At 69.1% G+C, this 25860-nt stretch carries 20 protein-coding genes and 4 pseudogenes; 12 read left to right on the top strand and 12 right to left on the bottom strand.

Features of this window, described 5'->3' with window-relative positions:
- The first annotated feature begins 172 nt into the window (after nucleotides 1-172).
- The 3 genes from EF387_RS14080 (at nucleotide 173) to EF387_RS14070 (ending at nucleotide 5788) form a co-directional block, all read left to right on the top strand.
- The gene (locus EF387_RS14080) at nucleotides 173-2479 is read left to right on the top strand and encodes a beta-L-arabinofuranosidase domain-containing protein (protein ID WP_128376856.1); all 2307 of its coding nucleotides are present in this window, start codon (nucleotides 173-175) and stop codon (nucleotides 2477-2479) included.
- 164 nt (nucleotides 2480-2643) lie between these two features.
- Nucleotides 2644-4053: a non-reducing end alpha-L-arabinofuranosidase family hydrolase gene (locus tag EF387_RS14075; RefSeq protein WP_128376855.1), complete on the top strand. Its 1410-nt coding sequence runs from the start codon at nucleotides 2644-2646 to the stop codon at nucleotides 4051-4053.
- 88 nt (nucleotides 4054-4141) lie between these two features.
- Nucleotides 4142-5788: a glycoside hydrolase family 27 protein gene (locus EF387_RS14070; RefSeq protein WP_128376854.1), complete on the top strand. Its 1647-nt coding sequence runs from the start codon at nucleotides 4142-4144 to the stop codon at nucleotides 5786-5788.
- 68 nt (nucleotides 5789-5856) lie between these two features.
- Here EF387_RS14070 and EF387_RS14065 read toward each other — a convergent pair whose 3' ends face one another.
- The 3 genes from EF387_RS14065 to EF387_RS14055 all read right to left on the bottom strand — a co-directional run bounded on the left by EF387_RS14065 (nucleotide 5857) and on the right by EF387_RS14055 (nucleotide 10025).
- Nucleotides 5857-7725: a purine-cytosine permease family protein gene (locus tag EF387_RS14065; RefSeq protein WP_128376853.1), complete on the bottom strand. Its 1869-nt coding sequence runs from the start codon at nucleotides 7723-7725 to the stop codon at nucleotides 5857-5859.
- Nucleotides 7718-9151 (bottom strand): amidase, encoded by a 1434-nt coding sequence (locus EF387_RS14060; RefSeq protein WP_128376852.1) that lies wholly within the window; start codon nucleotides 9149-9151, stop codon nucleotides 7718-7720. Before EF387_RS14060 ends, EF387_RS14065 begins: the two co-directional genes overlap by 8 nt.
- Nucleotides 9152-9212: 61 nt before the next feature.
- A complete protein-coding gene (locus EF387_RS14055; protein WP_128376851.1) occupies nucleotides 9213-10025 on the bottom strand; it encodes an SDR family NAD(P)-dependent oxidoreductase in 813 nt (270 codons plus the stop codon).
- Between the two features lie 311 nt (nucleotides 10026-10336).
- On the opposite strand from EF387_RS14055, the gene EF387_RS14050 reads away from it, so the two are divergent.
- Complete coding sequence (locus tag EF387_RS14050) at nucleotides 10337-10981, top strand: TetR/AcrR family transcriptional regulator (protein WP_162467134.1); 645 nt, start codon at nucleotides 10337-10339, stop codon at nucleotides 10979-10981.
- A gap of 92 nt (nucleotides 10982-11073) precedes the next feature.
- Here the strand turns inward: EF387_RS14050 and EF387_RS14045 are convergent, their stop codons facing one another.
- A complete protein-coding gene (locus tag EF387_RS14045) occupies nucleotides 11074-11844 on the bottom strand; it encodes a Rossmann-fold NAD(P)-binding domain-containing protein (RefSeq protein ID WP_128376849.1) in 771 nt (256 codons plus the stop codon).
- Here EF387_RS14045 and EF387_RS14040 point away from each other — a divergent pair.
- Nucleotides 11812-12174, top strand: coding sequence for an aromatic-ring hydroxylase C-terminal domain-containing protein (locus tag EF387_RS14040; protein ID WP_128376848.1), 363 nt, complete (start codon nucleotides 11812-11814; stop codon nucleotides 12172-12174). The genes EF387_RS14045 and EF387_RS14040 overlap by 33 nt on opposite strands.
- A gap of 86 nt (nucleotides 12175-12260) precedes the next feature.
- Nucleotides 12261-14408, top strand: a complete 2148-nt coding sequence (locus tag EF387_RS14035) for an MMPL family transporter (protein WP_128376847.1) — start codon at nucleotides 12261-12263, stop codon at nucleotides 14406-14408.
- 207 nt (nucleotides 14409-14615) lie between these two features.
- Here the strand turns inward: EF387_RS14035 and EF387_RS14030 are convergent, their stop codons facing one another.
- Together EF387_RS14030 and EF387_RS14025 are read right to left on the bottom strand one after the other, a co-directional pair.
- Nucleotides 14616-16067 carry a HAMP domain-containing sensor histidine kinase gene (locus EF387_RS14030; RefSeq protein ID WP_128376846.1) on the bottom strand — a complete coding sequence of 484 codons (1452 nt, stop codon included), beginning with the start codon at nucleotides 16065-16067 and terminating at the stop codon, nucleotides 14616-14618.
- The gene (locus tag EF387_RS14025) at nucleotides 16064-16756 is read right to left on the bottom strand and encodes a response regulator transcription factor (RefSeq protein WP_128376845.1); all 693 of its coding nucleotides are present in this window, start codon (nucleotides 16754-16756) and stop codon (nucleotides 16064-16066) included. The genes EF387_RS14030 and EF387_RS14025 overlap by 4 nt, the downstream gene beginning before the upstream one ends.
- Nucleotides 16757-16965: 209 nt before the next feature.
- Here EF387_RS14025 and EF387_RS14020 point away from each other — a divergent pair.
- Nucleotides 16966-17765 (top strand): annotated as a pseudogene (locus tag EF387_RS14020) (IS5 family transposase); the annotation flags it as partial.
- A gap of 73 nt (nucleotides 17766-17838) precedes the next feature.
- Here EF387_RS14020 and EF387_RS14015 read toward each other — a convergent pair.
- From EF387_RS14015 to EF387_RS47090, 3 genes are all read right to left on the bottom strand, one after another.
- Nucleotides 17839-18741 (bottom strand): D-alanyl-D-alanine carboxypeptidase family protein, encoded by a 903-nt coding sequence (locus tag EF387_RS14015; RefSeq protein WP_420802569.1) that lies wholly within the window; start codon nucleotides 18739-18741, stop codon nucleotides 17839-17841.
- Nucleotides 18742-19020: 279 nt separating this feature from the next.
- A complete protein-coding gene (locus tag EF387_RS47095; RefSeq protein ID WP_162467133.1) occupies nucleotides 19021-19305 on the bottom strand; it encodes a transposase in 285 nt (94 codons plus the stop codon).
- Entirely contained in the window at nucleotides 19302-19778 is a 477-nt protein-coding gene (locus EF387_RS47090) for a hypothetical protein (protein WP_162467132.1), read from the bottom strand. Before EF387_RS47090 ends, EF387_RS47095 begins: the two co-directional genes overlap by 4 nt.
- A gap of 42 nt (nucleotides 19779-19820) precedes the next feature.
- Here EF387_RS47090 and EF387_RS14005 point away from each other — a divergent pair.
- From EF387_RS14005 to EF387_RS13985, 4 genes and pseudogenes are all read left to right on the top strand, one after another.
- Nucleotides 19821-19922: pseudogene (locus EF387_RS14005) on the top strand (RNA polymerase subunit sigma); the annotation flags it as partial.
- A gap of 283 nt (nucleotides 19923-20205) precedes the next feature.
- Complete coding sequence (locus tag EF387_RS13995; RefSeq protein WP_128376843.1) at nucleotides 20206-21171, top strand: NucA/NucB deoxyribonuclease domain-containing protein; 966 nt, start codon at nucleotides 20206-20208, stop codon at nucleotides 21169-21171.
- An 86-nt stretch (nucleotides 21172-21257) separates the two neighbouring features.
- Complete coding sequence (locus EF387_RS13990) at nucleotides 21258-22034, top strand: YwqG family protein (RefSeq protein ID WP_128376842.1); 777 nt, start codon at nucleotides 21258-21260, stop codon at nucleotides 22032-22034.
- Nucleotides 22035-22083: 49 nt separating this feature from the next.
- Nucleotides 22084-22767: a DUF2625 domain-containing protein gene (locus EF387_RS13985; RefSeq protein WP_202918249.1), complete on the top strand. Its 684-nt coding sequence runs from the start codon at nucleotides 22084-22086 to the stop codon at nucleotides 22765-22767.
- A gap of 55 nt (nucleotides 22768-22822) precedes the next feature.
- Here EF387_RS13985 and EF387_RS50000 read toward each other — a convergent pair.
- The 3 genes and pseudogenes from EF387_RS50000 to EF387_RS13965 form a co-directional block, all read right to left on the bottom strand.
- Nucleotides 22823-23160, bottom strand: a pseudogene (locus EF387_RS50000) (outer membrane protein assembly factor BamB family protein); the annotation flags it as partial.
- Between the two features lie 362 nt (nucleotides 23161-23522).
- A complete protein-coding gene (locus EF387_RS13970) occupies nucleotides 23523-23852 on the bottom strand; it encodes a transposase (protein ID WP_128376841.1) in 330 nt (109 codons plus the stop codon).
- An 853-nt stretch (nucleotides 23853-24705) separates the two neighbouring features.
- Nucleotides 24706-25407, bottom strand: a complete 702-nt coding sequence (locus tag EF387_RS13965) for an MBL fold metallo-hydrolase (protein WP_238431502.1) — start codon at nucleotides 25405-25407, stop codon at nucleotides 24706-24708.
- A 290-nt stretch (nucleotides 25408-25697) separates the two neighbouring features.
- Here EF387_RS13965 and EF387_RS48310 point away from each other — a divergent pair.
- Nucleotides 25698-25828 (top strand): annotated as a pseudogene (locus tag EF387_RS48310) (dihydrofolate reductase family protein); the annotation flags it as partial.
- Between the last annotated feature and the right edge of the window lie 32 nt (nucleotides 25829-25860).

Below are 25860 nucleotides of genomic sequence, written 5' to 3'. Positions count from 1 at the left end.
CAGGCGGAGTTCCGACGAGCAAACAGGACCAACCGCAGAGCCGGAGGACTCTCACGCGCATCGGTTCTCGCCGGCACGGCAGAGGAACGGTGGCCGCCACCAACGGCTCCGCTGTGATGTCGTCGCCTGCCACGTATGGCTCCACATCTCTCCCCTCACCGAAAGGTTCACGATGTCTTCCTCCGTCAGCAGACGGCGCCTCCTGCAAATAGCCGGGGCCACCGCCGCCGCCTCTGCCACCGGATCCTTCATCGGCGGTTCTCCCGCCCACGCGGCGATCCCGCCCGCAAGGGCCGACATCGGGGTCTCCGCGCACCCCTTCGCACTCGACCAGGTCCGGCTCACCGCAAGCCGTTGGCTGGACAACCAGAACCGTACGCAGAACTACCTGCGGTTCGTCGAAGTCGACCGGCTGCTGTACAACTTCCGCGCCAACCACCGGCTGTCCACCAACGGCGCGGCCGCCACCGGCGGCTGGGACGCGCCGGACTTCCCCTTCCGCACCCACGTCCAAGGGCACTTCCTCACGGCATGGGCACAGCTCTACGCGGTGACCGGGGACACCACCTGCCGGGACAAGGCAAATCACATGGTTGCGGAGCTGGCCAAGTGCCAGGCCAACAACAGCGCCGCCGGTTTCAACGCCGGGTACCTCTCCGGCTACCCCGAGTCCGACTTCACCGCTCTCGAGCAGCGGACCCTGAGCAACGGCAACGTGCCGTACTACACCATCCACAAGACCCTCGCCGGCCTGCTGGACGTATGGCGCCACATCGGCAGCACACAGGCCCGGGACGTGCTGCTCGCCCTGGCGGGATGGGTCGACTGGCGCACCGGCCGCCTGACCAGCCAGCAGATGCAGACCATGCTGGGAACCGAGTTCGGCGGCATGAACACCGTGCTGACCGATCTCTACCAGCAGACCAACGACGCGCGGTGGCTCACCGCCGCCCGGCGGTTCGACCACGCCGCGGTGTTCGACCCGCTGGCGTCCAACCAGGACCGGCTGGGCGGACTGCACGCCAACACCCAGGTGCCCAAGTGGATCGGGGCCGCCCGGGAGTACAAGGCCACCGGCACCACCCGCTACCGGGACATCGCCACCAACGCCTGGAACTTCACCGTCAACTCGCACACCTATGCCATCGGCGGCAACAGCCAGGCGGAGCACTTCCGCGCCCCGAACGCCATCGCCGGCTACCTGAACAAGGACACGTGCGAGAGCTGCAACACCTTCAACATGCTCCTCCTGACCCGGGAACTGTTCGCGCTGGACCCGAACCGGGTCGCGTTGTTCGACTACTACGAGCGGGCGTGGTTGAACCAGATGATCGGCCAGCAGAACCCGGCCGACAGCCACGGCCACGTCACCTACTTCACCCCGCTCAACCCGGGAGCCCGACGCGGTGTGGGCCCGGCGTGGGGCGGCGGCACCTGGAGCACCGACTACGGCACCTTCTGGTGCTGCCAGGGCACCGGCCTGGAGATGCACACCAGGTTGATGGACTCCATCTACTACCGCAGTGACAACACACTGATCGTGAACCTGTTCGTGCCCTCGGTGCTCAACTGGTCAGAACGCGGAATCACGGTCACCCAGACCACGACATACCCCGTCAGCGACACCACGACCCTGCAGGTCACCGGAAATGTCAGCGGAACCTGGGCCATGCGCATCCGCATCCCGAGCTGGACCACCGGGGCCACCATCAGCGTCAACGGCACGCAGCAGAACATCACCACCAACCCCGGCAGCTACGCCACCTTGAACCGCTCCTGGAGCTCTGGCGACACGGTCACCGTCCGCCTGCCCATGCGGATCGTCATGCGAGGGGCCAACGACAACACCAACGTCGCCGCGATCACCTACGGCCCGGTGGTCCTGTCCGGCAACTACGGCAACTCCGCGCTCAGCTCCCTCCCGACACTGAACACGTCGTCGATCACACGAACCAGCAGCAGTTCGCTCGCCTTCACCGCCACCGCCAACGGCTCCACCGTCAACCTGGGCCCCTTCCACGACGCGCACGGCCACAACTACACCGTCTACTGGAACGCCAGCGGCAGCGTCCGTCTGGTCAACGTGGGCAGCGGTCTCCTGCTGGGCATCCAGAACATGTCCACGGCCGACGGTGGCCGCGCGCTGCAGTGGGCGGACAACGGCACCGCCGACCACGACTGGTACATGATCACCGACGGGAACGGGTTCCGCTTCCGCAACGCCCACAGCGGCAAGGTGCTCGGCGTCCTGGGCATGTCCACGGCAGACGACGCGACCGTCCTGCAGTGGTCGGACAACGGCACAGCCGACCACAGATGGACGCTGCTCGACCAGGGAGACGGGACCTACAAGATCCGCAACGAGAACAGCGGCAAGTTGCTCGCCATCGCGAACAACTCCACCGCTGTGGGCGCGTTCGCAGTCCAGGACTCGGACGACGGTACCGCCGACAACCGGTGGCGCATCGTGAGGAACTGAGATCCGCCCCGGAACCAGGTATTGGTCGCTCTCCGCCCTTCAGCTTGCTCGACGCTTCGATCATCGTTCGACATTCCGAACGCAGGGTCGGGTCGCAGCACATCAGTCCGGACAGCCTCTGACGGGGCCAACCGGAACCGCTCAACTCAAGGAATGAGATCCCCGTGCTCAGACGTACATTCAGCCGCAGACATCTGTCTGTGCTGCTCGCGGCTTTGGTCGCTTCGACGGCGACGCTCGTCGCCAACCCCGCTCAGGCGGCCACCACCAGCGAAGTGCGCGGTGTCGCTTCCGGCCGGTGTCTCGATGTGTCGGGCGCCAGCCAGACCGAAGGCACGAACGTGCAGATCTGGGACTGCCACGGCGGGACCAACCAGCGGTGGACGCTGACGGACAACAACCAGCTGACCGTGTACGGCAACAAGTGCCTGGACGTTCCGGGCCACGCCAACACGGCCGGTACCCGGCCGGTGATCTGGGCCTGTAACGGCGGCACCAACCAGCAGTGGCGGGCGAACTCCGACGGCACGATCGTCGCCGTGGAGTCCGGGCTGTGCCTGGACGTCAGCGGCGGCGCCACGGCCAACGGCACGGCAGTGCAGCTCTGGAACTGCAACGGCGGCAACAACCAGAAGTGGACCGGCCTGTCCGGGACGGGCAGCACGTGCTCTCTTCCGTCGACGTACCGGTGGACCTCGACCGGTCCGCTGGCGCAGCCGGCGAACGGGTGGTACTCGCTGAAGGACTTCACCACCGTGACGTACAACGGCAAGCACCTGGTCTACGCGACGAACGCTACGTCATCGGGATGGCGCTCGATGATGTTCAGTCCCTTCACGAACTGGTCCGACATGGCCTCGGCCGGCCAGACCCAGATGAACCAGCTCGCGGTGGCGCCCAGACTGTTCTACTTCGCGCCCAAGAACATCTGGGTGCTGATCTCAAACGGGTGGGGTACCAACTGGTCCTTCACCTACCGCACGTCCAGCGACCCGACCAACCCCAACGGCTGGTCCGCGCCGCAGGAGCTGTTCACCGCCAGCCTCCCCGTAGGCGGCCCGATCGACCCGACCATCATCGGCGACGGCCAGAACATGCACCTGTTCTTCGCCAATGACAAGGGCAGCATCTTCAAGTCGACCATGCCGATCGGGAACTTCCCGAGCAGCTTCGGCTCGTCGTACACGACGGTCATGAGCGACACGGAGGACAAACTGTTCGAGGCGGTAGAGGTCTACAAGGTCCAGGGCCAGAACCAGTACCTCATGCTCGTCGAGGCAAAGGGTACGAACGGGCAGCGCTACTTCCGCTCGTTCACCGCCTCCAGCCTGAACGGTCCGTGGACCGTGCAGGCCGGCAGCGAGAGCAGCCCCTTCGCGGGCAAGGCCAACAGCGGCGCCACCTGGACCAACGACATCAGCCACGGTGACCTGGTCCGCAACAACCCTGACCAGACCATGACCATCGACCCCTGCAACCTGCAGTTCCTCTACCAGGGCAGGGACCCCAACGCGAACGACCCCGACTACCTGAAACTGCCGTACCGGCCGGGTCTGCTCACCCTGCAGCGCTGACCCGCGGGCACACGACCAGAAGCTTGTGACCGTGCCTGTGAGGCACGGTCACAAGCGGCTTCCGCCTTGTCTCCCAGGAAGGACCCCCATGGTTCCCATACACAGACGACTGCTGCGTCTCCTCACAGCCACCGCGCTGACGCTCACCGCCTGCGTCACCGCCTCCGCCGGCACGACCGCCGAGGCCGCACCGGGCAGCCCGGCGCTCACCCCGCCGCTGGGGTGGAACAGCTGGAACAGCTTCGGGTGCGGGATCACCGAGGCGCAGGTGCGCCAGGCCGCCGACGCGATGGTGTCCTCGGGCATGAAGGACGCGGGCTACCAGTACGTCGTCGTCGACGACTGCTGGTTCGACCCGCAGCGCGACAGCGCGGGCAACCTGCGGGCCAACCCGACCAAGTTCCCCAGCGGTATGAAGGCACTCGGGGACTACATCCACGGCAAGGGCCTGAAGTTCGGCATCTACCAGGCCCCCAACGAGAAAACGTGCGCCCAGGGCGTGGGCACCTACCCCGGCTCCACCGGCAGCAAGGGCCACGAGGCCCAGGACGCCGCTACATTCGCCTCGTGGGGCGTGGACTACCTCAAGTACGACTGGTGCTCCGGCAGCGGCACCCTCAGCGAGCAGATCGCACAGTTCACCATCATGCGCGACGCCCTGCGCGCCACGGGGCGGCCGATCGTCTACAGCATCAATCCCAACAGTTTCCACTCCCCCACCGGCGACAAGTACAACTGGGGCGAGGTCGCCGACCTGTGGCGGACGACCGAGGACCTGCTCGACATCTGGCAGAACACCAACACCAACAGCTATCCGATGGGCGTCGGCAACGTCCTGGACGTCACCGCGCCGCTGGCCGCCCAGTCGGGCCCGGGCCACTGGAACGACCCCGACATGCTGGTCGTCGGCCGACCCGGCCTGTCACTGACGGAGTCCCGCTCCCACTTCGCCCTGTGGTCGCTGATGGGCGCCCCGCTCATGGCCGGCAACGACATCCGCACCATGTCCGCCGACGTGAGCGCGATCCTGCGCAACCCCCGCCTGCTCGCGGTGAACCAGGATTCGCTCGGCGCGGGCGGACGCCGGGTGCGCGACGACGGCAGCACCGAGGTGTTCGCCAAGCCCCTGTCCGACGGCTCGGTCGCCGTCGGCCTGCTCAACCGGGGAGAGAGCACCGCGACCGTGACCACCACGGCCGCACAAGTCGGCCGCAGCGGCGGGCCGTTCACCCTCACCGACCTGTGGACCGGCGGCACGTCCAGCACCTCCGGTCAGGTCTCGGCCAGCGTCCCCGCGCACGGCGTCGCCGTGTTCAAGATGACCGGCGGCAGCCCGCTGGCCGCGACCACCTCGCGGCTGCGCGGTACCGGGTCCGGCCGCTGTCTGGACGTGGATCGCGCCTCCACCGCGGCCGGGACGACGACGCTGATCTGGGACTGCCACACCGCCGCCAACCAGCTCTGGACCACGTGGGCCGGAGGCGAGATCCGCGTCTACGGCGACAAGTGCCTGGACGCCTCCGGCCAGGGCACCGCCAACGGCACGCCGGTCATCATCTGGCCCTGCAACGGCCAGAACAACCAGAAGTGGACCACGCAAGCCGACGGGTCGATCCGCAACGTCCACGCCGGGCTGTGCCTCGACGTCAACGGGGCCGGCACCGCAAGCGGGACCCCAGTCATCCTGTGGACCTGCAACGGCCAGAACAACCAGAAGTGGACCACGCTCCCGTAACCCGCCACCCCTACCTACCACCGCGCAGGGAGACGCCCGATCGTTGAGGGCAGTCCCACGACAGCAGGTCAAGCTGCGGGGACTGCCTTCCTGCACGGGAACCGGGACTTCGAGCCCATCGCCGCAGTCACCGGCCGGGTGCTCCCGCGGCAGGTCACGTCCGCCGAGGTGGTGTACCGACGGCCCTCGGTGATCTGGTTCTGAGGCCATGCGGTGAGTTCGACGGGCAGGACGGTCTCGTCGGTTTCCGACTCGATCGGGAAGGCCAGCAGGTCGTCGGCGGTTGCCGCCGGCGGCCCCGGCGCATTCCGGCGCGGACGTCTGCCTGCCTTCAGCTCAAGGATCCCGGCGATCACCGATGCATCGGCGGGCGTTCCCTGAGGGTCGTCCGCATCCCTGCGCGAGTGTGAGTCGACCGATGTCGTCGGGGGCCCGGTGGCGAGCGTGTGACGGGGCTCCGTCGCCATCAGCAGTAGAGCCTGCGCGGTCGCACGGACGGACGGGCACCAAGACCTCGCCGACCGCACTGCCCGGCGGCGGCATCGCGGCGACGCCCCACTGACGAGCGGCCCTCGTTCCGTGCACTTGCACCCGGCCCACGGACTGGGCCGTTTCCCCGGCACCCGGCTCGGGTCGTGGCGCACTCGAGTGGACCGCCGTACCGACCCGCCGACCCCCGGCGGCGGGGCGTACTCGAAGGTCACCGGACAGCACTGCCGATTCTCGCGTCCTGCCGACGTCCCGAATTCGGCGTCCAACCCCTCGTACACGCCGCCCACGGTGGCCTGACCCGGCGCCGGACCAACATGTCCGCGCAGGTCGGAGCGATGCCAGCCCCACGGCCCGGCCGGTAGCGGAGCACAGTCCCGTGACCGGAGTTCCTCACCCGGCCGGCAGCAGCGGAACGTCCGCTCAGGTGATCGCACCGGGGTGGGCGACCACCACCGCGGCGACCCGGCCCGCGATCCGCAGGGCGTCGGCGGGAGCCTGGCCGTCACGGCCAGGCCCAGCGCGGTCACCACCAGGACGACAGTGGCGAGAGCGCCACCGCCGAGCGCGGCACTGGCGCTCTGGAAGACGTCCGCGGCAGCGAACTTGGCCGCGAGCAGCACACCGATGACGCAGCAGAAGGTGGACGACAGGAACACCCCGGCCGCCGTCCACCAGAAGACCGCCCGGCCCGACGCGTCGCTCGGCAGGTAGCGCGAGTAGTCCGAGACGGCGGTGGCGTAGGTGAGCGCGAACGTCACGGCGACTCCGGTGCCGGCGAGGAACGACGCGAGCGACACCGGACCGGACGTCGCCGCCACGTCGCCCCCTCGGACGAGCGTGTAGCCGCTGACGACGATCAGGCTGATGGCGAGCGGCCACGTCGCGTAGCGAGCGACGACGTGGATGGCTCGGTTTCCCATCAGTGCGGGGAGCACGCTCAGCGCGGCGATCAGACAAATGGCCAGGGGCAGCGGGATCCGCCCGCCGGTGGCCACCTTGAGCGCGATACCGCCCGCGAGCGAGACCGAGACCGTGAAACCGACATGCATGACGGACCCCACCACGACGGGTACCAGGGCGCCGAGGTATCCGAACTGGCCGCGGCTTTGGATCAGTTGGGGAATCCCCAGCCTGGCACCTTGGATCGAGTGCAGGGCCATGAGGACGGTACCGACCAGGTTGCCGATGACGGCGGCGAGCAGCGCCAGCGGGATATTGCGACAGACCGAGCAGATGATCGCGCCGAAGATGGCGTTGCCGACGTTGAGGTTGGAGGCGAACCACACGTGGAAGAGGTCGCGGGGGCGGCCTCGTCGGTGGGATTCGGGCACCGGATCGACGTGATGCAGTTCGATGCCGGCTTCAGTGGCGGGTGTTCCAGGTGCGGCGGAGGCGGCCACGTCCACCGCGCCTTCGTCGGTGAACGACCGTTGTGCCTCAGCCATGGTGCGCCAGCTTCGGCCGCCAGTCCGGGTCGTTCCAGAGGCCGAGACGTGCTTCGGCGGCCGCCCCGAGGCGGAACGCGGTCAGATCGTCGAACGGTCGGGCGACGATCTGCACGCCGGTCGGCACCCCGTTGCCCGCGCGACCCGAGGGCACGTTGAGGACCGGATGGCGGCTCGCGATGTTGAAGAGCTGGGTCAGGCACTGGCTCACGATGTTGGCGAACCGCACGCCCTCGGCGAGCTCGACGGATTCCGCGGACGTGGCGTCCGCCGGGTAGCCGGTGGTGGCCATGGTCGGGCAGATGATGGCGTCGTGGTCGCGGTGGATCTCGGCGAGCACGGCGTGCATGCGGCCTTCCTCTTCCGCGATCCGCAGGGCGCCGATGTTCTCCAGGGCTGCCCCGCACGCCTCGACGACATCGAGGACGTTCCGGGACCAGCGCGGATGGTCAGCCGGCGCCCACTCCAATAGGGACGGCCCGAGGAGGAGGCCGTAGTGCGCCATGGCGGTGGCCATGATCGACTGACGGGTGATCGGGATCTCGGCCGGGGTCACCTCGGCTCCGGCGTCCCGCAGGGCGCTCGCAAATCGCTCGACGTTGGCCGCCGCCTCGGGAACGACGGGGAAGTCACCGATGGTGACCGCGAGCGCGACCTTCAGTCCCGCACACGATCCGAAGGTCGTCGGGAGCGGTGGAGCAGCGGGTACCGAGACGTGGTCGACGGGGTCCGGTCCGGCGATGACGTTCTGGAAGAGAGCACAGTCGGTGACCGTGCGGGCCATCGGCCCGTCCTGACAGTAGGTGTCGAGACTGAGCGGCGGCAGCGACGGCACCCGTCCGTAGGGGGGTCGGAACCCGACGACGCCACACAGAGCCGACGGAACCCGGATGGAGCCCGCGATGTCGGAGCCGGTGGCCAGTGGGGCGAGTCCGGCAGCCAGTGCCGCACCCGAGCCGCCCGACGAACCGCCGGGGCTGTAGTCGAGGTTCCATGGATTGCGTGTGACGCCCCACAGCTCGGAGTGGGTGGTCACGGCGATCGAGAACTCCGGCGTCGTGGTCCGCAGGTGCAGGACCGCACCGGCGTCGATCAGTCGCTGGACCATCGGCTGCGTCTGCGTCGCGACGTTGCCTTCGGTCAGCAGGGAGCCGAAGCGATGGGACCTGCCGGCGATCGGCATCTCCTCCTTCACCGCGACCGGGACGCCTTCGAGCGCCCGGGGCGCCGGGCCCTTCCCCGCGTACCTGGCCTCGGCAGCCCGCGCGACATCGTGGGCCTCGTCGAACATCTCCTCGGCGACCGCGTTGACCTCGCTGGTCTTGGCGACCCGTTCGATCAGGGAGTCCAGGACTTCCACCGGGGACAGCTCGCGCCGCCGAAACGCCCCCAGCATCTCGTCGGCCGACAGATAGTTCAGGTCCATCCTTCGCTCCTCTTGGCGATGGGCAGCACGGGCGAACTAGGCAAAATGTGCGAATAGTTGGCTACTGCGCGAACAGCGTCAGGGGACCGCCTGCCGGGCTCAGCCCGCGCTCCTCCTGGATGGAGTTGCCGCCGTCCACCACGAACAGTTGTCCCGTGACGTAGGACGACTCCGGCGAGGCCAGGAACGCCACCAGTGCGGCCACCTCATCGGGACGCCCGGCACGACCGACCGGCGTTGCCGCCCCGAGGGCGTCGACGTGCTCGTCGAGTCCCCCGGTCGCGATCCAGCCAGGTGCGACGGCGTTGACCGTGATCCCCCGCGAAGCCGTGTCCATGGCTGTCGAGCGGGTGAGACCGATCAGGCCGGCCTTGGCCGCGTGATAGGCGACGTCGCCCTTGTAGGCCATCACCGGACCCGAGAGCGACGACATGTTCACCACCCGGCCGTACCGGCGGTCGAGCATCGGCCGGAGCGCGGCGCGGGTCATGTAGAAGGTGGTGTCGAGGTTTCGTGAGAGCGCCGAACGCCACTGCCCGTCGGAGGCCGTCGCGAGGCTGGACGGATCTTCGGGCTCGGCCACCGAGACCATGCCGGCGTTGTTGACGAGAACGTCGATCCGGCCGAAGGCATCCAGCGCCTCAGCCACCACCGACTCGGCGAACCGGGGATCGGTGAGATCGCCTGCGACCCCACGGACGGGGCAGCTCCCCGCCAGCTCGGCCACCCGCTCGTGAATCCGCCCGGTGGTCGAGGTGATCAGCAGCGAGTAGTCGTCGGCCAATCGTTTGGCGCAGGCGAAACCGATGCCGGATGCACTGCCGACCCCGGTGATGATCGCGACGGGCCGGCCGTCGGCGTTGGTCGGGTTCATGTGGTGCCCACCCTCGAATCCCTGGACGCCTCATGGCGTAACTGAGTTGAACGTTCGTCACAGTAAGGGAAGCAAGACCGCACGGCAATGGTCAGTTCACCTGCATTGCAAGGGGATAGACCCATCACGGACCCGAGCTGAACCGCCGACTTTTCTTGATCCGAGTGGTACGTTCGTTCCAGTTCAACCGGTGAAGCGACAGGATGCCGCGGCGCACCACGCAGGCAGGTTGCCCCCGATTGCTACCGTGCGGCCATTGCCGTCGGGCGACGCCCGGCGGTCACCCACAGGCGAGAAGGACGACGACAGACATGAGCCGGCCCGGCGAATCCGCCCAGCAACGAGACACCCCCGCCCTGACCGAGCGCGGCGGGGTCCGCAAAGCGGCCATCCTCGAAGCAGCCCTGCGGGTCATCGGGGACAAGGGACTCGCCGGGCTCTCCATGCGTGCCATCGCGGCGGAAGCGGGGCTGCCGCTCGGAGCTCTCGGGTACTACTTCAAGACCAAGGACGATCTGATCCTTGAGGCGTTCGAGTTGCACACGCGCCGGGAGGCGGACCGGGTCCTCGCCGCCTTCGCGGGTGTCGAGAACGGCGACCATGCCGACGACATCGCCGAGCACCTCACGGCGTTCATCCACCACGGTCTGACCGAGGCACGCACGAGCCTGGTCGCGGAGTACGAGTTCCTGATCGAGTCAACCCGCAGGCCGGATCTCGCGCGCGTCTCGCGGGCGTGGCGCCAGGCGCTGCAGATCCAGGTCAGCCACGTCGCGAGCCGGCTCGGCTCGGACGATCCCGAGACGGACTCAGAGATCATTCTCTCGGTCATCGCGGGTCTGGAGATCGACCACCTCGCCACACCGCTCGACCCGTCGACGACGCAGGCGATCCGCACCGCACTCCGCCGCACGATCACAAGGCTCGGGCTCCGCGGCAACGCCGCGCGGCTGTAGGTCCCATCCCGGCAGTCCGGACGCACGACACCTCTCCGTGCAACTCGGCGGCATCGCTGATCTCGCCTGCCGCTCACCGCCGACGAACCCGGTCAGCGGCAGAACCCGGGATCACGAACACCGCTACCCCCATACAAGTCGGGCGAAGTAGTGGCCTGCGTCGGTGTCGGCGATAGGCCGGGGTGGGCCGGCTCCCAGCCGAGGAGCTCACGGGTGCGGGCGCTGGAGGTGAGGTTGTCGAGGCCTATGAAGGTGGCGAGGAACTGGAAGTAGTCGGGCACTTCCTCGGCGGGGACGGACTTGGTGGGGACGTCGAGGTTGCGCGCGATGGCCGCGGCGATCTCGCGCAGCGGGATGCCCTCGTCGCCGACGGCGTGCAGGCGGGAACCTGCGGGGGCCTTCTCCAGCGCGAGGCGGAACAGGCGGGCGGCGTCGAGGGTGTGGCCGGCCGGCCAGCGGTTGGCACCGTCGCCGGGGTAGCCGGAGTAGCCCTTGGCGCGGGCGAAGCCGATCAGCGCGGGGGTGAAGCCGTGATGGTCGAGGTCGCTGTGCACCAGCGGAGGCAGCCGCACGGCCGAGGAGCGCACGCCGCGCTCGGCCATCGCGATCACTGCGTTCTCGGTGTCGATCCGCGGCCCGGACGGTACGAAGTCGGCCTCGGTGCCGGCCCGTCCGCTGATGCCGCCGAGCGCGAGCATCAGCGTGCCCGAGGCGATGACGAGCGGCTTGCCGGTGCCGGAGCCGGCCAGGGCGTCGCCCATCGCCTCGACGGCTCCGACCTGATGGACCTCGGCGACGCCCACCGGTACGTCGCCGACATGCTCGCCGGCATGGACGTCCGGTATGACCTGGGCGACGACCACCGGCTCGTCGGCACCCTGTGCCCGGACATGAAGTTGACGCTGGAGCGGCCCGACCCGGACGTCGTCACCGCGGTGACCCGGTCGGCGGACCTGCTGCGTGAGGGTCGTGGGCTCCTGCTCGACCTCGTCGACCGCGCGGAGGTCCGCGACGCCGCGGCCGCGTGGACCGGACGGGTCAACACCGTCACCGCCCGCACGGGCCGGGTGGACGTCGACGCGTTGCTCATCCGGCCCGACGGCTGTGTCGCCTGGGCCTTGCCTGCCGGGCAGGACCTCGACGCCACCACGCTGGTGCGTGCGCTGGGCACATGGTTCGGCCAACCGGCCTGAGCACCGTATTAACAGTCGTCTCAGGTTCGCTCAGTAGGAACTAGGCATCCAGATAAGCGATGCAACCCGTATGTAGGAGGCTAGTGATGGCAGTCAACGCAGCGCCGTCCGGGGAAGCGCCGGCCGGTCGGTTGGCAGGCCGGTGGGTGCCGTGGTTAGTGATTGGCTTGTGGCTGGTGCTGGCGGCGGGCATGGTCCCGCTGAGCGGAAAGTTGAGCTCGGTCACCACCGACAGCGCCGTAGACACCCTGCCGGCCAGTGCCGAGTCCACCAAGGTGGCGGTGCTGGACGACAGTCTCCCCGGCGGTGACAACAACACGTTCGTCTTCGTGTACCACCGCGCCGGCGGCATGACCGACGCCGACCGCGCGACGGTCGAGCGCCACTACAACACCCTTGCCAAGCGGTACCCGCCGAAGGCGACGGCGGCCGGCGAGGACGACGAGGGCTCACCGACAAGCCCCTCCACCGACCGCAAGGCGATGATGTTCACCCTCGAGGTGAGCACGGCCTACGGCGCACCGGAGGACATCGTCGGCCCGTTGCGTGACGCCGCGGAGGACCGCCCCTCCGGCCTGGAACTCGACGTGACCGGCCCGGGCGCGATCGACGGCGACATGGATGCCGTCTTCGACGGCATCGACGTGCAGGTCCTCCTCACCACCATCGTCGTCGTCACGCTCCTGCTCATCCTCACCTACCGCAGCCCGGTGTTGTGGATCATCCCGCTGGTGGCCGTTGGCGCGGCCGCACTGACCTCGATGGGGACCGTCTACCTGCTCGTCAAGGGCTTCGGCATCGTGGTCAACGACCAGAACTCGGCGCTGCTGACGATCCTGGTATTCGGCGTCGGCACGGACTACGCGCTGTTGCTCATCGCTCGATATCGGGAGGCACTGCACCAGCATGAGAACGTCCGGGTCGCGATGGTCCACGCGCTACGCGGCGCGGCGCCGGCCATCGTCGCGTCCGCGGCCACCGTGGTCGCCGGCCTGCTCTGCCTGCTCGTCGCGGACCTGAACAGCACCAGCGGGTTGGGCCCGATCGGTGCGGCCGGCATCCTGTGCGCGCTGGTGGCCATGCTGACGCTGTTCCCGGCGGTGCTCGTGGTGCTCGGCAGGCGGATCTTCTGGCCGGCCATCCCGCGGTTCAGCACGGCCGTGGAGGAGAAGCCGGGGCTGTGGGGACGGCTCGGCACCGCCATCAGCCGCCGCCGGTGGGTGGCGACGCTCGGCTCGCTCGGAGTCCTCGGCGTGCTCGCCATCGGGCTGGCGGGCAACACCGGCGCCCTGCGGGAGCAGGACCAGTTCCTGTCCGCGCCTGAGTCGGTCACCGGCTTCACCGTTCTCCGCCAGCACTTCCCGGAGCTCGGCGGCCAGCCGATGACGATCTTCACGCGGCCGGCGCACCAGGAGCGGGTGCTCGACATCGTCAAGGACACTCGCGGTGTGGCCCTGGCCATCCCGGAGCAGACCAGCGGTGGCTGGGCCAACATCTCCGTGTTCCCGAAGGACGCGCCGGACACCGTCGCAGAGTACGACACGATCAAGCGGGTGCGCACCGCCGTGCACGCGGTGAGCGGGGCGGAGGCGATCGTCGGCGGGCCGAGTGCGGAGAACCTCGACACCGAGGTGACCACCAAGCGCGACGAGAAGCTGGTGATCCCGCTGGTGCTCGCGGTCGTCCTGATCGTCCTCGGGCTGCTGCTGCGCGCGATCCTGGCCCCGCTGGTCCTGATGGCCACCGTGATCGTCTCATTCGCCGCAGCCTTCGGCGGCAGCGTGTTCGTCTTCGACACGATCCTCGGGTTCAAGGGTGTCGACAATTCGGTGCCGCTGCTGGCATTCCTGTTCCTGGTGGCGCTCGGCGTCGACTACAACATCTTCCTGGCCAGCCGGGCCCGGGAGGAGACCGTGCGTCTCGGCACCAGAGAGGGCATGCTCAAAGCCCTCTCGGCCACCGGTGGCGTCATCACCTCGGCAGGCCTGGTCCTGGCGGCCACGTTCGCGGTCCTCGTCACACTTCCGCTGGTGATGCTGATCGAGGTCGGGTTCCTGGTGGCCTTCGGCGTGCTGCTCGACGCCCTGCTGGTGCGGTCGGTCCTGGTGCCCGCCCTCACCTTGCTGATCGGCCGGCGGATGTGGTGGCCGAGCCGGCTGTCCCGTCCAGCGGCGGAGCTGCCGGACGGTCAACAGCCGCTCGCCGACGACGAGGAGCCCGCGCTGCAACGGTGAGCGCGGCGGCACGGACGAGATCCGGGACGGGGACCCAGGCCCGCCCCGGATCTCTTCATGGGCGCGACGGCCGCCGCCCTTTGGTCCTGCGCCGTGCGGCCGGGGCTGGGGTCGGCGCACCGCGGTGTCCTGCCCCGACGGTGAGCCGCGCGGGGGCCATGCCCGAGGGCCGCCGTCCCTTGTCCTGCGCCGCGCCGCCGGGGCGGGTCAGTGCACCGCGGTGTCATCCCCGGCGGTGAGCCGCGCGCTCGGGGCGGGTGGGGCCGCGGCCGGAAGGTCGACCCGAAGCAGCGCGCCACCGCGTGCGGAGCGGGCGACGATGGCCCGGCCGCCGTGGGCGTCGACGACCCGCTGCACGATCGACAGCCCCAGACCGGATCCCGGCAACGCCCGGGCGCTGTCGGCACGGTAGAACCGGTCGAACACCCGCGGTACGTCGGCGGCGTCGATGCCCGGCCCGGCGTCGTCGACCTCGAGCACCGCCGACGCGCTCTCGGCACGGAGCCGGACCTGGACCGGCTGGTCCGCGGGGGACCACTTGCCGGCGTTGTCGATGAGGTTGAGCACCGCCCGCTCGAGCGCGGCGGGACGCCCGCTCACCCACACGGAGGTCACGTCGAGCGCGACCTCGATGTCGGGCACGCGGGAACGTGCCCGGGTCGCGGCGGCCGCCACCACATCGGCGAGGTCGAGCAGCTCGGTGTTCTCGTCACTGACGTCACCGCGCGCCAAGTCGGTCAGCTCGGCGGCAAGGGTGCTCAACTCGGCCACCTGGGCGCCGAGATCGTTGAGCAGCCGGGTCCGGCTCTCCGCGGGCAGTGCGCTGTCCAGGGTGCCGCGCCGATCGAGCCGGATCAGCAGCTCGACGTTGAGGCGCAGGCTGGTGAGCGGGGTCTTGAGCTCGTGGGCGGCGTCCTCGGCAAGCAGTCGCTGGGCCCGCCGGGAGTCCCGGAGTGCGGCGAGCATGTCGTTGATCGACTGGATCAGCCGCCGGATCTCCCCGCCGCCCTCATCCGGGATGTCGGCGTCGAGATCCCGGGTGTGCGCGACACGTACCGCGGCGGCGGTGAGCCGGTCGATCGGTGCCAGCCCGGTCCGCGCCACGGTCCGCCCGACAAGGGCGCCGCCGACCACGCAGAGCAGCCCGATCAGCAGCATGCCAAATCCGAACTGGTTGATCGGGCTGTCGTCGGCGACCTGGGCCACCTGGACCGCGCCGTCGCCTGCCCGCAGCGTGTAGATGAGGTAGCCGTCCTCGTCGCTGTCGTTGGACTCCATCAGGCCGGCCGACGCGCCCTGCGCCACGCGCCCGGCGTGCTCGCTGACGGGGGGCAGCGCGGGTTGGCCGACCGGCGTCCGGGTCGAGCCGTCTGGCAGGATGACCCGCACCAGCCGACCGGATCCGGGATACGGCGGTAGCTGGACCTGCGCCAGACCGGCGCGCTGCGCGTTTGTCGCCAGGACGCGGGAGTCGGCGCGTAGCTGATTCTCGGCGGTGTCCCGCAGCTCCCAGCCCAGTAGTTCGCTGGCCACCTGGAAGGCCACGAACACGCTGACCGCGATGGCCGTCGCCGCGATCACCGTCAGCCTGGTCCGCAGGGACCGCCGGCGCCACCATCGGGTCAGCCGGCGCGTTTCCCGGCCGGCGGGCCTGCTCACGGAGGAGTCTCCCGCAGCACGTAACCCAGGCCGCGCAGCGTGTAGATCAATCGCGGCTCACCCTCGGCCTCCATCTTGCGGCGCAGGTAGCTCACGTACACCTGGAGGTTGTTGGCGGTGGCGCTCATGTCGAAGCCCCAGATCGCCTCGAACAGCGCGTCGCGGGTCAAGACCCGGGTCGCGTTGCTCATGAGGACCTGCAGGAGGGAGAACTCGGTCCGGGTCAGGCGCAGCGGCCGCCCGCCCCGCCACGCCTCGAACCTGTCGGGATCGAGCCGGACGTCGGCGAACGACAGGATTTGCGACTCCCCGTCGGTCGGCGTGCGCCGGCGTAGCAGGGCCCGCACCCGGGCCAGTAACTCCTCGGTGGCGAACGGCTTGGGCAGGTAGTCGTCGGCGCCCGCGTCCAGCCCCGTGACCCGGTCGGAGACCTGGTCACGGGCGGTCAGCATCAGCACCGGCAGATCCCGACCCGCGGCCCGCAACCGCCGGCAGGTCTCCAACCCGCCGAGGCGGGGCATCATCACGTCGAGGATCAGCAGATCCAGCGTGTCACCGTCGGCCCCACCGACCCCGTCGAGCACGGCGAGACCGTTGGCGACGGTGCTGGTGTCGTAACCCTCGACCTGGAGCACCCGCTCCAGCGACTCACGGATGGCCGCTTCATCATCCGCGATCATGATCCGCACGCCGGCCCGCCCCCTTCCAGTCGATGTTTTTGCCGCTCATTGTCCCCGATCAACCTGAGGCCAGGATTAGAGCGTCGCTGGGGACCGCGCTCTTACGGATACCTAAGAGGGCGGTATGAGATCCGGTAGGTGATTTGTCGTCGCCTGAACGTGTGGGACTGCGGCATCTCAGCCGGTCGGCGGGCTCGGGCGTGCTGGGCTGGACACCCGTGAGTGAGCGCAAGCCCTGCAAGACGGACCTGTCCGACGGGCAGTGGGCGCTGATCAAGTCGGTGATCACCGCATGGAAGGCCGCACACCCCTCGATCAGCGGCCACCAGGGCCGGTACGAGATGCGGGAGATCGTCAACGCGCTCCTCTACCAGGGCCGCACCGGCTGCCAGTGGGACCTGCTCCCGCACGATCTGCCGCCGCGCGGCGCGGTGATGTACTACTTCTCCAAGTGGCGCGACGACGGCACCGACCAGACCATCCACGACCTGCTGCGCTGGCAGGTGCGGGAGAAGGCGCGGCGGAAGGCGGACCCGAGCCTGGTCGTGCTCGACACCCAGCGCGTGCACGCCGCGGCCGGGTGCCCGCGCAGTCGACGGGGTGTGACGCGGCAAAAAATACCGGGCCGCAAGCGCGGCCTGGCTGTTGACGTGTTGGGCCTGGTGATCGCGGTGGTGGTGCTCGCCGCGTCCGCGCACGACAACGCCGCAGGCATCGCGCTGCTGGACAGGGTCGCCGCTGACACCGACACCGTGGAGAAGGCCCTGGTCGACCAGGGCTTCAAGAACGCCGTCGCCGCGCACGGCCAGGCGGTGGGCATCGAGGTGGAGATCGTCCAGCCAACCCGGACCGGACCGGGTTCGTGCCGATCCCCAAACGGTGGATCGTGGAGCGCGCCTACGGGATCTTGATGCTGCACCGCAGGCTTGTGCGCGACTACGAGCACCTACCACGCAGTTCGGAGTCGCGGGTGTACTGGGCGATGACCGCGGTGATACTGCGCCGGCTGACCGGGGCCCCCATGGGCTGGCCTGGCCGCTCTGAGCGGGTGCCGCTGCGTCGTCGAGCGTTGCTGGGGGACCCCGGGGCGGTCAGTCGGTCTGGGCCCCCGGCGGCAGCTGACGCAGCTTCATGGTGATTGCGGTGTCGGACTGGAAGACCGAGTCCAGCAGGGTGGCTGCGGTGATGAAACGGTTGGGGTCGTTGAGCACGACTCCGATGACGGTGCGGCCCTCATGCGTGGCGGCGAAGACTAGGCAGGGACCTGCCGGGGTGCTGGTGCCGGTCTTGATGCCGATGGCTCCGGGATAGGAGCCGAGAAGCTGGTTTGTGTTGAACCAGGTGTAGGTGCGGCCGTTGGCTGCGTTCTGTTTGGTGCTCTGCTTCTTGACGATGTCGCCGAAGGTGGTGTCGGCCATGGCGTGCCGGGCGAGGGTGGCCAGGTCGCGCGGTGTGGTCCTGTCGTCCGGGGAGAGGCCGTCGAAGGAGTCGTATGTGGTCTTCGTCATGCCCAACGAGGCGGCTTTGGCGTTCATCGCGGTGATGAACGACTTCGTGCGGGCGTCTATGGTTTCGCCGGTGCCGAACGTGTCAGCGAGCGCGAACGCGGCATCGCAGCCCGACGGCAGCAGCAGGGCGTGCAGAAGCTGGCGGACGGTCAGTGTGTCGCCGGTCTTCAGATCGGCCGTGCTGGCGTTGTTCTCGGTGACATGGTCGCGGTACTCCTGTTTGACACTGACCTGGCGTTCGAGATCCAGACCGGAGGTCTCCAACACCACGACAGCTGTCATGATCTTTGTTGTGCTCGCTTGGGAACGCGGGGTGTCCGCGGCTTTGCTCCACAGCGGTTTTCCCTCGGCGCCGTCGGCGAGGAAGGCACCCTGGGCGGTGATCTCCTCGGACAGGGCAGCGGTGGTCTTCGCCTTCAAGGCAGGGGCGGACACGGCCGGTCTCGCCGTCGAAGTCGCATCCGGACTCGCGCTGGCGGCGGGCAGGATGATCGCGGCTGCGGCGACGGCGGCCGCCGCGGCTGCGGCGAGGACGCCGGTCCTCTTGGTGACACGTCGGTGGCTCAACTCACTGACCTCACGTGGGGGAAAGTTGGCTGGTGGGCGGCCGACCAGGGGCAGCGCTCGCGGTGAAGCAACAAGTGCGGTGTTCGTCTACGCCTTGGACTCCGGAACGGGGAATTCGCCACTCCTGTCGCAGGATCCCCACGAGTCCCACCACTATGGAATACGGATCTCCCCGCAGGATGTTCATATGAATCAACGTCAGACTTTCGGCGGTCCGCGGTAGCGGGCCCGGCGTATGCCGGTGATGTCCAGCGCTTGGTTGATGGTGCCCTCCACTCCCGCACGCAGGGCGTAGTTGGTCTTCCAGGTCTCGGTCTTCTGCTCGGCGCGGGCCCGGACGAGGGCCTCATGCGGTTCTCTGGGGCGCAGGGTGAGCACGCGCCGGCCCAGCGCGGAGCTGGTGCATTCTTCCTGGAAGGGACAGGGGCGGCAGGTGCGGACGCTGAAGGTGATGACGATCGCGTCCGCGCCGTGCTGTTTCACCGGTTCCAGTGCGCACTGCTCTTTCCGGCGGGACAGCGGACCTGGCGGGCTTTCCAGTCGATGGTGAAGGCGTCCTTGTCGAAGCCGGCCGCGGCCTTGGCTTGGGCCGAGTGGTCCAGCAGGACAGGGGTGACCATGCGAGTTCCCTGCTTCAGCGGAGCGGTGATGAGCCCGAAGACCTGCGCGAGCCGGTCGCGTTTCGTCTGCGAGGACGGCATGCGCCACCCGTCCACCCTCGGCCCGTAGCGGTGGGCGAACTCGGCCACATCGACCTGTCCGGCCAGCCAGCCCGGTGCCGCGACCGCGAGGGCCTCCAGCGCCGCCCGCACGCTCTCCCCAGCGAGCTCCAGACGGTTCAAGTCCCGCACCGCGCTGATCACATGGGTGGAATCGGTGCGCTGTTTGCCCCCGGCGGCCACCAGGCCCTCGACCTTGCAGTGTTCCAAAAGCCGGTCGGAGACCACCCGTTCCATGCCATGCCCGGCCAGCCGGGTGCGGAACCGAGATCAAAAGTCGAGCCGGCGGGCCTGACCGACAGTCCGGTCGTCCGGCTCGACCGGGCGGTCGGCGTCGGCGAGGCCGACGGACCGCGCGCCGGTCTGACCGCGTTCGCGGAGTGCTGGGCGGCGAAGAAGGCGGCGTGATCTCACGCCCCTGGCCATCGCGCCGTATCTCGTGTCGCTGGGGAACCTGCCGGGGGAACGGCCGGCGGAGCTGTTCGCGGGACGGAGGCGCGGCCGGGGGGCATCGGGTGCGGTGAGCCCCGTCACCTTACTCACGGGTTGGGACGTTTGCCTCTGACTCTGCCTCATCGGCAGTCCCTAGCGTTACCGCCGCCTGGAATTCCCGGCCTCCCTCCTCGCACAGTGCGGAGCGCTTCCGCAGAACAGGGGATTTGTCATGCCTGAGTCAGAAACATCGGAAAGGTCGTCCCGCCGTGCCGGGCACCGACGCAAACGCCCGCTGATGGTCCTGCTCGGAGTACCCGCGGTCATCGGAGCGCTCCTCTTCGGCTACGTCACCCTCGACGACTCGAACTCGGCGGACGCGGCCATCGTCGACCCGCAGAACTGCATCGAGCTCCACAACGTGGCCAACACCTTCAACGTGCAGCTCCTGGACGAGAGCGACCGCATCGACGCCGACTTGAAGCTCATGCGCGACGAGGGTCCGAGCGTCAACGCCACGACCGCCGCGTTCCGGCTGGACGATCTCCTGGCGAGCGCGCTTCCCGAGTGGGAGCAGCAGGAATCCATCCTGTCGACCGACCAGGAGTCGCTGGACTGCGACGACGACATCAGCATCACCACCGCGCTGGAAGACATCGACAGCGAGATCCGCACGATCCAGGCAACGCTCACCAACGACGCCAACGAAGAGCTGATCAGCGATGTGATCACCTCGGAGGAGGACGGCTACGACCCGTGCCTGGACGAGGCCGCGGTGCACGCCGCACCGGCGGCGGGCAGCGGTTCCGGCGACGGCAACAACGTGGTGCCCCTCGCCGGGAACGTCGTCAAGGTCGACCTGAGCGAGTCCAAGTACCCCGAGTCCACACAGCACATCAAGGACGCCATCGCCGCGGGCGCGCCGGCGGTCCTGACGCTGGACCGGAGGGACCCGCCCGGCACCGCCAACAAGGACACGAAGTGCAACAAGCGGCGGAAGCTCTCCCTGAAGGGGCACAAGAGGGTGAAGGGCAAGGACCGCGACGAGTATCCGTTCGCCATGACCGCCGAGGGCGGCGCCGGGGCCAGCGTGCGCGCCATCGACCCCAGCGACAACCGGGGATCCGGATCCACCGTCGGCAAGGCTTTGAGCGGCCAACCCGACGGCACGCAGTTCCAGATAAATTTCGTGCCATAACCCACGAGACCACTGGCCCACCAACCCACGGCTCACGGACCGGGCCCGGACAGCAGAACTGTCCGGGCCCTCCACGGGAGGTCACCATGAGGGATCAGATCAACTCCCTGATCCGGGACAGCGGAGTCGCCCGGTCGGCGGAGGAACTGGCCGGTCTGCTGAGGCCGGCCGTCGCCGTCGCCGAGGCCGAGCAGGAGAGCGCCACGGCGGACCGCTCCGCCTTCGGCCCCGCCGCCGGGCTCCCCGCCGGGCTCGACTGGCCGACCTGGCGCGGCGAGCCGCTGCCGCTCCTCGCCGACCTGCGACCGGCGGAGCTCCGGCCCTTCGACGGGGCGGGCGAGTTGCCCCGCGACGGCCGGCTGCTGTTCTTCTTCCAGGCATCCGCGCTCGAGGACTACCCGCCCGAACCCGGCAGTTGGCGGGTGATCCACTGTCCCGGCGGCCCTCGAGGCTCCGACGGCGCGACACAGGTGGCCGGGAGCCCTGCTCCCCGGAACCTGCGCTTCGCCCACCGGCTCACCCTCCCGCCGCTGGAGTCCGCCGCCGTGGAGGCACTCGCCCTCGACGAGGACGAGTCCGACGCGTACACCGACCTGCTGGAGAGCGTCGACGAGCTGTACGCGGCGGAGGGGGCGCACCAACTCCTCGGACATCCCTGGCAGTTGCAGGGCGACCTGCAGCAGGAGTGCCTGGCCGACACCGGGCGGGGGTCCGCGCCCGATGACTGGCGGCTGCTGCTGCAGCTCGCCGAGTCGAAGGACATGGTGTGGGGGGACGGCGGGATGCTGTACTTCTTCGTCCGCGAGCAGGCGCTCCGGGAAGCGGACTTCTCCGACGTCCACCTCGTGATGCAGTCCGGCTGATGCCGGAGGGGCGTGGTTGACTGTCGTTACACCGCACAAAGGGGAAGTCGTGACACGCAAGTCAGTTGCGGAGCTGCTGGAGACCGACGAACCGGCCTGGCCGATGATCCAGGAATGGCTCGCGTCGGCGGGCGACCGCGTCGAGGTCCTCCCGCGAGACGAACGGCAGGCCGAGCAGACCCTCCAGCAGTTGCAGGTCACCGTCCGCTCGCCGCTCGGGGCGATCGCCTACGAGACCGGGGGGCTGCTGATCGACTCCGGCTGGCTGCGGGTGCTGGGATCCGGCTCGGAGCGGATGTCCGGGAGTCTCAGGTCATGGAACGACGGCACCGTCGACACCTTCGGCCTGTCCGGCAAGGCTCTGCTGGTCGCCCATGACGCGGTCGGCGGCTTCTTCGCGCTCAACGGCGGCGCGTTCGACGGCGACCCTGGCGACGTGCACTACCTGGCTCCGGACACACTGGAGTGGGACGACCTGGAGCTGCCGTACTCGGATTTCCTGTCCTGGGCGCTCACCGGTGACCTGGACGCCTACTACGCCGACAACCGCTGGCCGGACTGGCGGGAGCAGGTCGCCCACCTGTCCGGGGACCAGGGGATCCTGGTGTACCCGCCGCTGTGGGCAGCCGAGGGGGGCGAGCGGGCGCGGCGTTCGAAGAACGTGGTGCCCGTCGCCGAACTGTGGGGGCTCACTCACGAATGGCGGAGCCAGCTGGGGCTGACCGCCGAGTAGCCCTCGGTTCCGATTGCCGGAATCGCCGGGACCGCCGGAGCCCCCACCGCCGCCCTCAGAACGTACGCGCCGTCCCCTTCTCCGCGTCCACCGCGACACGCACGGGTCTGCGCTGGACCACCGAGGAGCCGGTGATCTCGCTGCCTGTCTCCAGCTTCCAGCGGAGGTGGCCGTCGTCGGCCTTGAGGGTGTACAGCATGTGGTCGGTGGCGCCGAAGTGGATACGCTCCTCGGCCACCACCGGGCACGATGTCGCGGCCCGCCTGGGAACGCCACTTCGGGGGTGCCGGTGACCGCGTCCAGGGTGTACAGCCCCTTGCCGCTGCAGGCTCGCCCACCTGAAGAACTGGCGTGTGCTGGGCAAGGTACGCACCGCCCCGAAGTGGGCGACCGCGCTGGTGAGGGCTCGGCTGGTCCGTATCCGGAGGCCTTGGTCACGCGCTGTACCCCGCGCCCGTCGCGGCCACGCTCACCACGACTCCCCTGGCTTCGGCCGCGCCACTGCCCACCCCCGGTGCCGTCGTCGGCGGGGGTGAGTTCGCGGGGGACGGTGAGGACGCCGGCCCAGCCGGAGGCGGCTGCCCAGTCGGGGTGGCGGGCTTCCCAGACCCAGCTCCACAGCACCACCGGCCGTCGGGGGGAGCAGCGCCGGGGCGTAGAAGTCGGGTCCGTGGTCCAGTGGTACCGGGGCCGGGGCGGAGAACTGTCCTGTGGAATTACGGGCTCTGTCAACGATCTTGTGACGTCGTCCGTGATCACGGGCTGAGGAGGATTCGCCGGCGGAGGAGGTCGAGGTGCGCCCGGCCGAACCCCATGCGCTTGAGGAGTTTGACTCTCGTGACCTGCCCCTCGACCTGGCCCGAGCTCCACGGGCTGGTCAGGGCCGCGGTAACCGCATCGAGGTCACGCTGCAACCCGTTCACCAGGCTGTGCAGGGCGGGCAGTTCATCGGCGAGGACGCGGTCCATCCAGCCGGGAAGCTGGTCACCGCGCAGGTCGCGCATCATGGCGGCGAAGTCGCGGACATGCCGTGTGGCGGCGTCGAGTTCGGGTGGGGAGACACTACGCGCTGCATGACCCGACACAGGGCCGTTTTCTGTTCGGGCCGTTTCCGGACAGTCCAGTGCGCTTGCCGACGCCACGATCAATGAGCGGCAAGGGCGACTACCGCTCTTCGGCACAGCGGACCCTCAACAACCGGGATCGCCGATCAGCCGCCATCAGCAACACGCGCCGTCCCGACTGACAGCACCAAGACGCACCACCATCCACTACGTCTCGTGCGCGCGGCATCCGACCGGGTACATCGCGGACGACGGCCTACAGCCAGTGGATGAGAAGTGCCCCGGCCCTGGATCCCACACAGGCGACGCACCATGTCGGCTCCGTCTTGGTCCCTGTCTGGTCCCTGGACCTTGGCTTCGAGTCCCAGGACAGCGGACCCGGAGGCCAACAACAATCTTGCTCAGCTGTTCCGTCGCAGGTCAGAGGAATCAAGGCACTTCCGAACAGCACGAGACTCACGAGATCCCGAACTCGCGAGCAGCGGATTCAGTCCGTTCAGCCCGAGTTGGGGTTCCGGCGCCCCTGGAAGGGACGTTTCCGCACGTCAGCGACCTGCACTGGTGGCGCGGGTGGGACTCGAACCCACGGCCGACGGATTATGAGTCCCTTGAGGATCTTGGCGGCCCTTGCCGATCAACGCTCATCCTTAGCGTTTTTGCAGGTCAGACCGGATGAGCTATGTCGGAGCTACTCAGTCCTTGTCGGTCTGTTCCTATCCTTGTGCCCCGAACGCGTCCCGAACGCGTCCCGAACGCACCCTCGGATGGACGACTTCGAGGGGGCACGCAGTCGATTCCCGCCAGCTCGGGAAGGGGCTCGAATGGTGGTGGGGCAATGCACGCTTCGTGAGGTAGGCCGTAGGCCGACGCCGGGTCAGACCCGGGTGTGCAGGGGGCCCGAGTTGTAGGCGATCGCGTCGCTGAATGCCTGGGGGAGGTCGAAGGGGTGGCCGGTGGTGTCGGCGTAGGCGCGGTGCAGGTTGAGGACGATGCGTTCTGCGTCGGGCAGGTCGGCGAAGGGGCCGAGGCGGCAGGTGCGCGCCGCTTGCAGGGGTGTGAGGCCGTCGCGCAGGCCGGTCTGGGCGGTGGTGTGTACGAGTCGGTAGTACGCGCGGTGCTGGTCGAGGACCGCCGGCAGGATGTGTGCGTCGATGACGGGGCCGTGGCCCGGCACCACGTGCCCGGGTGCGAAGGAGGCGATCCAGTCCAGCGAGCGGAGAGCGCCGTCCAGGGAGCCCATGAACACCAGTGGGGTGACACGGTGGAAGAGCAGGTCCCCTGCGAACAGCACGCGTTGTTCGGGGAGCCAGGCGATCAGGTCGCCGCTGGTGTGCGCGGGGTGGCCGGGGTGGTGGAGTTCGATGGGATGGCTGTCGCTGTGCAGGGTGAGTGCTGTGCGGATGGTGAGGTCCGGGGCGCGCCGGGTGACCGCGCCCCAGTCGGGCACGGGCTGCCAGATCGGCGGGCAGGCGTCGATGACGGTGTCGGTCAGGATGCCTTCTCGGCACGGGATTCGGCCGTGCCGCTCGCCTCGTTGACGCCACAGGTGAAGAACCAGGCGGTTCGCGCCTTCCATGGTCTGTCTGCCGCGCGCGGAAGGATTCCGGCGATGTCCACCGGCGCATCGGCGGAGTTCCCTGGGGAGCGTCTGCAGCCTTGCGCGAGCTGAGTCAAGCCATGTCATCGAAGGCCCAGCCCCGCGCCGACCACCGCGCAGCGTTGAGCGGCTCGCGGGGGCCTCGTGGTGCCGCGTGCGAACGACGGCTTTTTCATTCGGCGGCGAGTGCGGACCCGCGCTCCGTGGCGGGGCCTCCCGCCCTGCGATGGACCCTGGCAGACGCTCTACGGACTGTTCCGCCGCTGGCAGCGGCGGTGCAGGGGAATGCCCGCCCGGCCTCCGGAGGCCGGGCGGAGGAGATCGAGCGGCTGCGAGCCGAGCCGGGGAGGGTGACATCGCGATCGGTGGCGCGACTCTCGCCGCTGAGGTGGCCGCCCTGAGGACCGGACACCACCCACACCGCTGTCCCGC

The organism is Streptomyces cavernae (assembly GCF_004023625.1).
In the GTDB taxonomy this organism is placed as follows: domain Bacteria; phylum Actinomycetota; class Actinomycetes; order Streptomycetales; family Streptomycetaceae; genus Streptomyces; species Streptomyces cavernae.
This window is presented reverse-complemented; position numbering and strand designations above follow the sequence as displayed.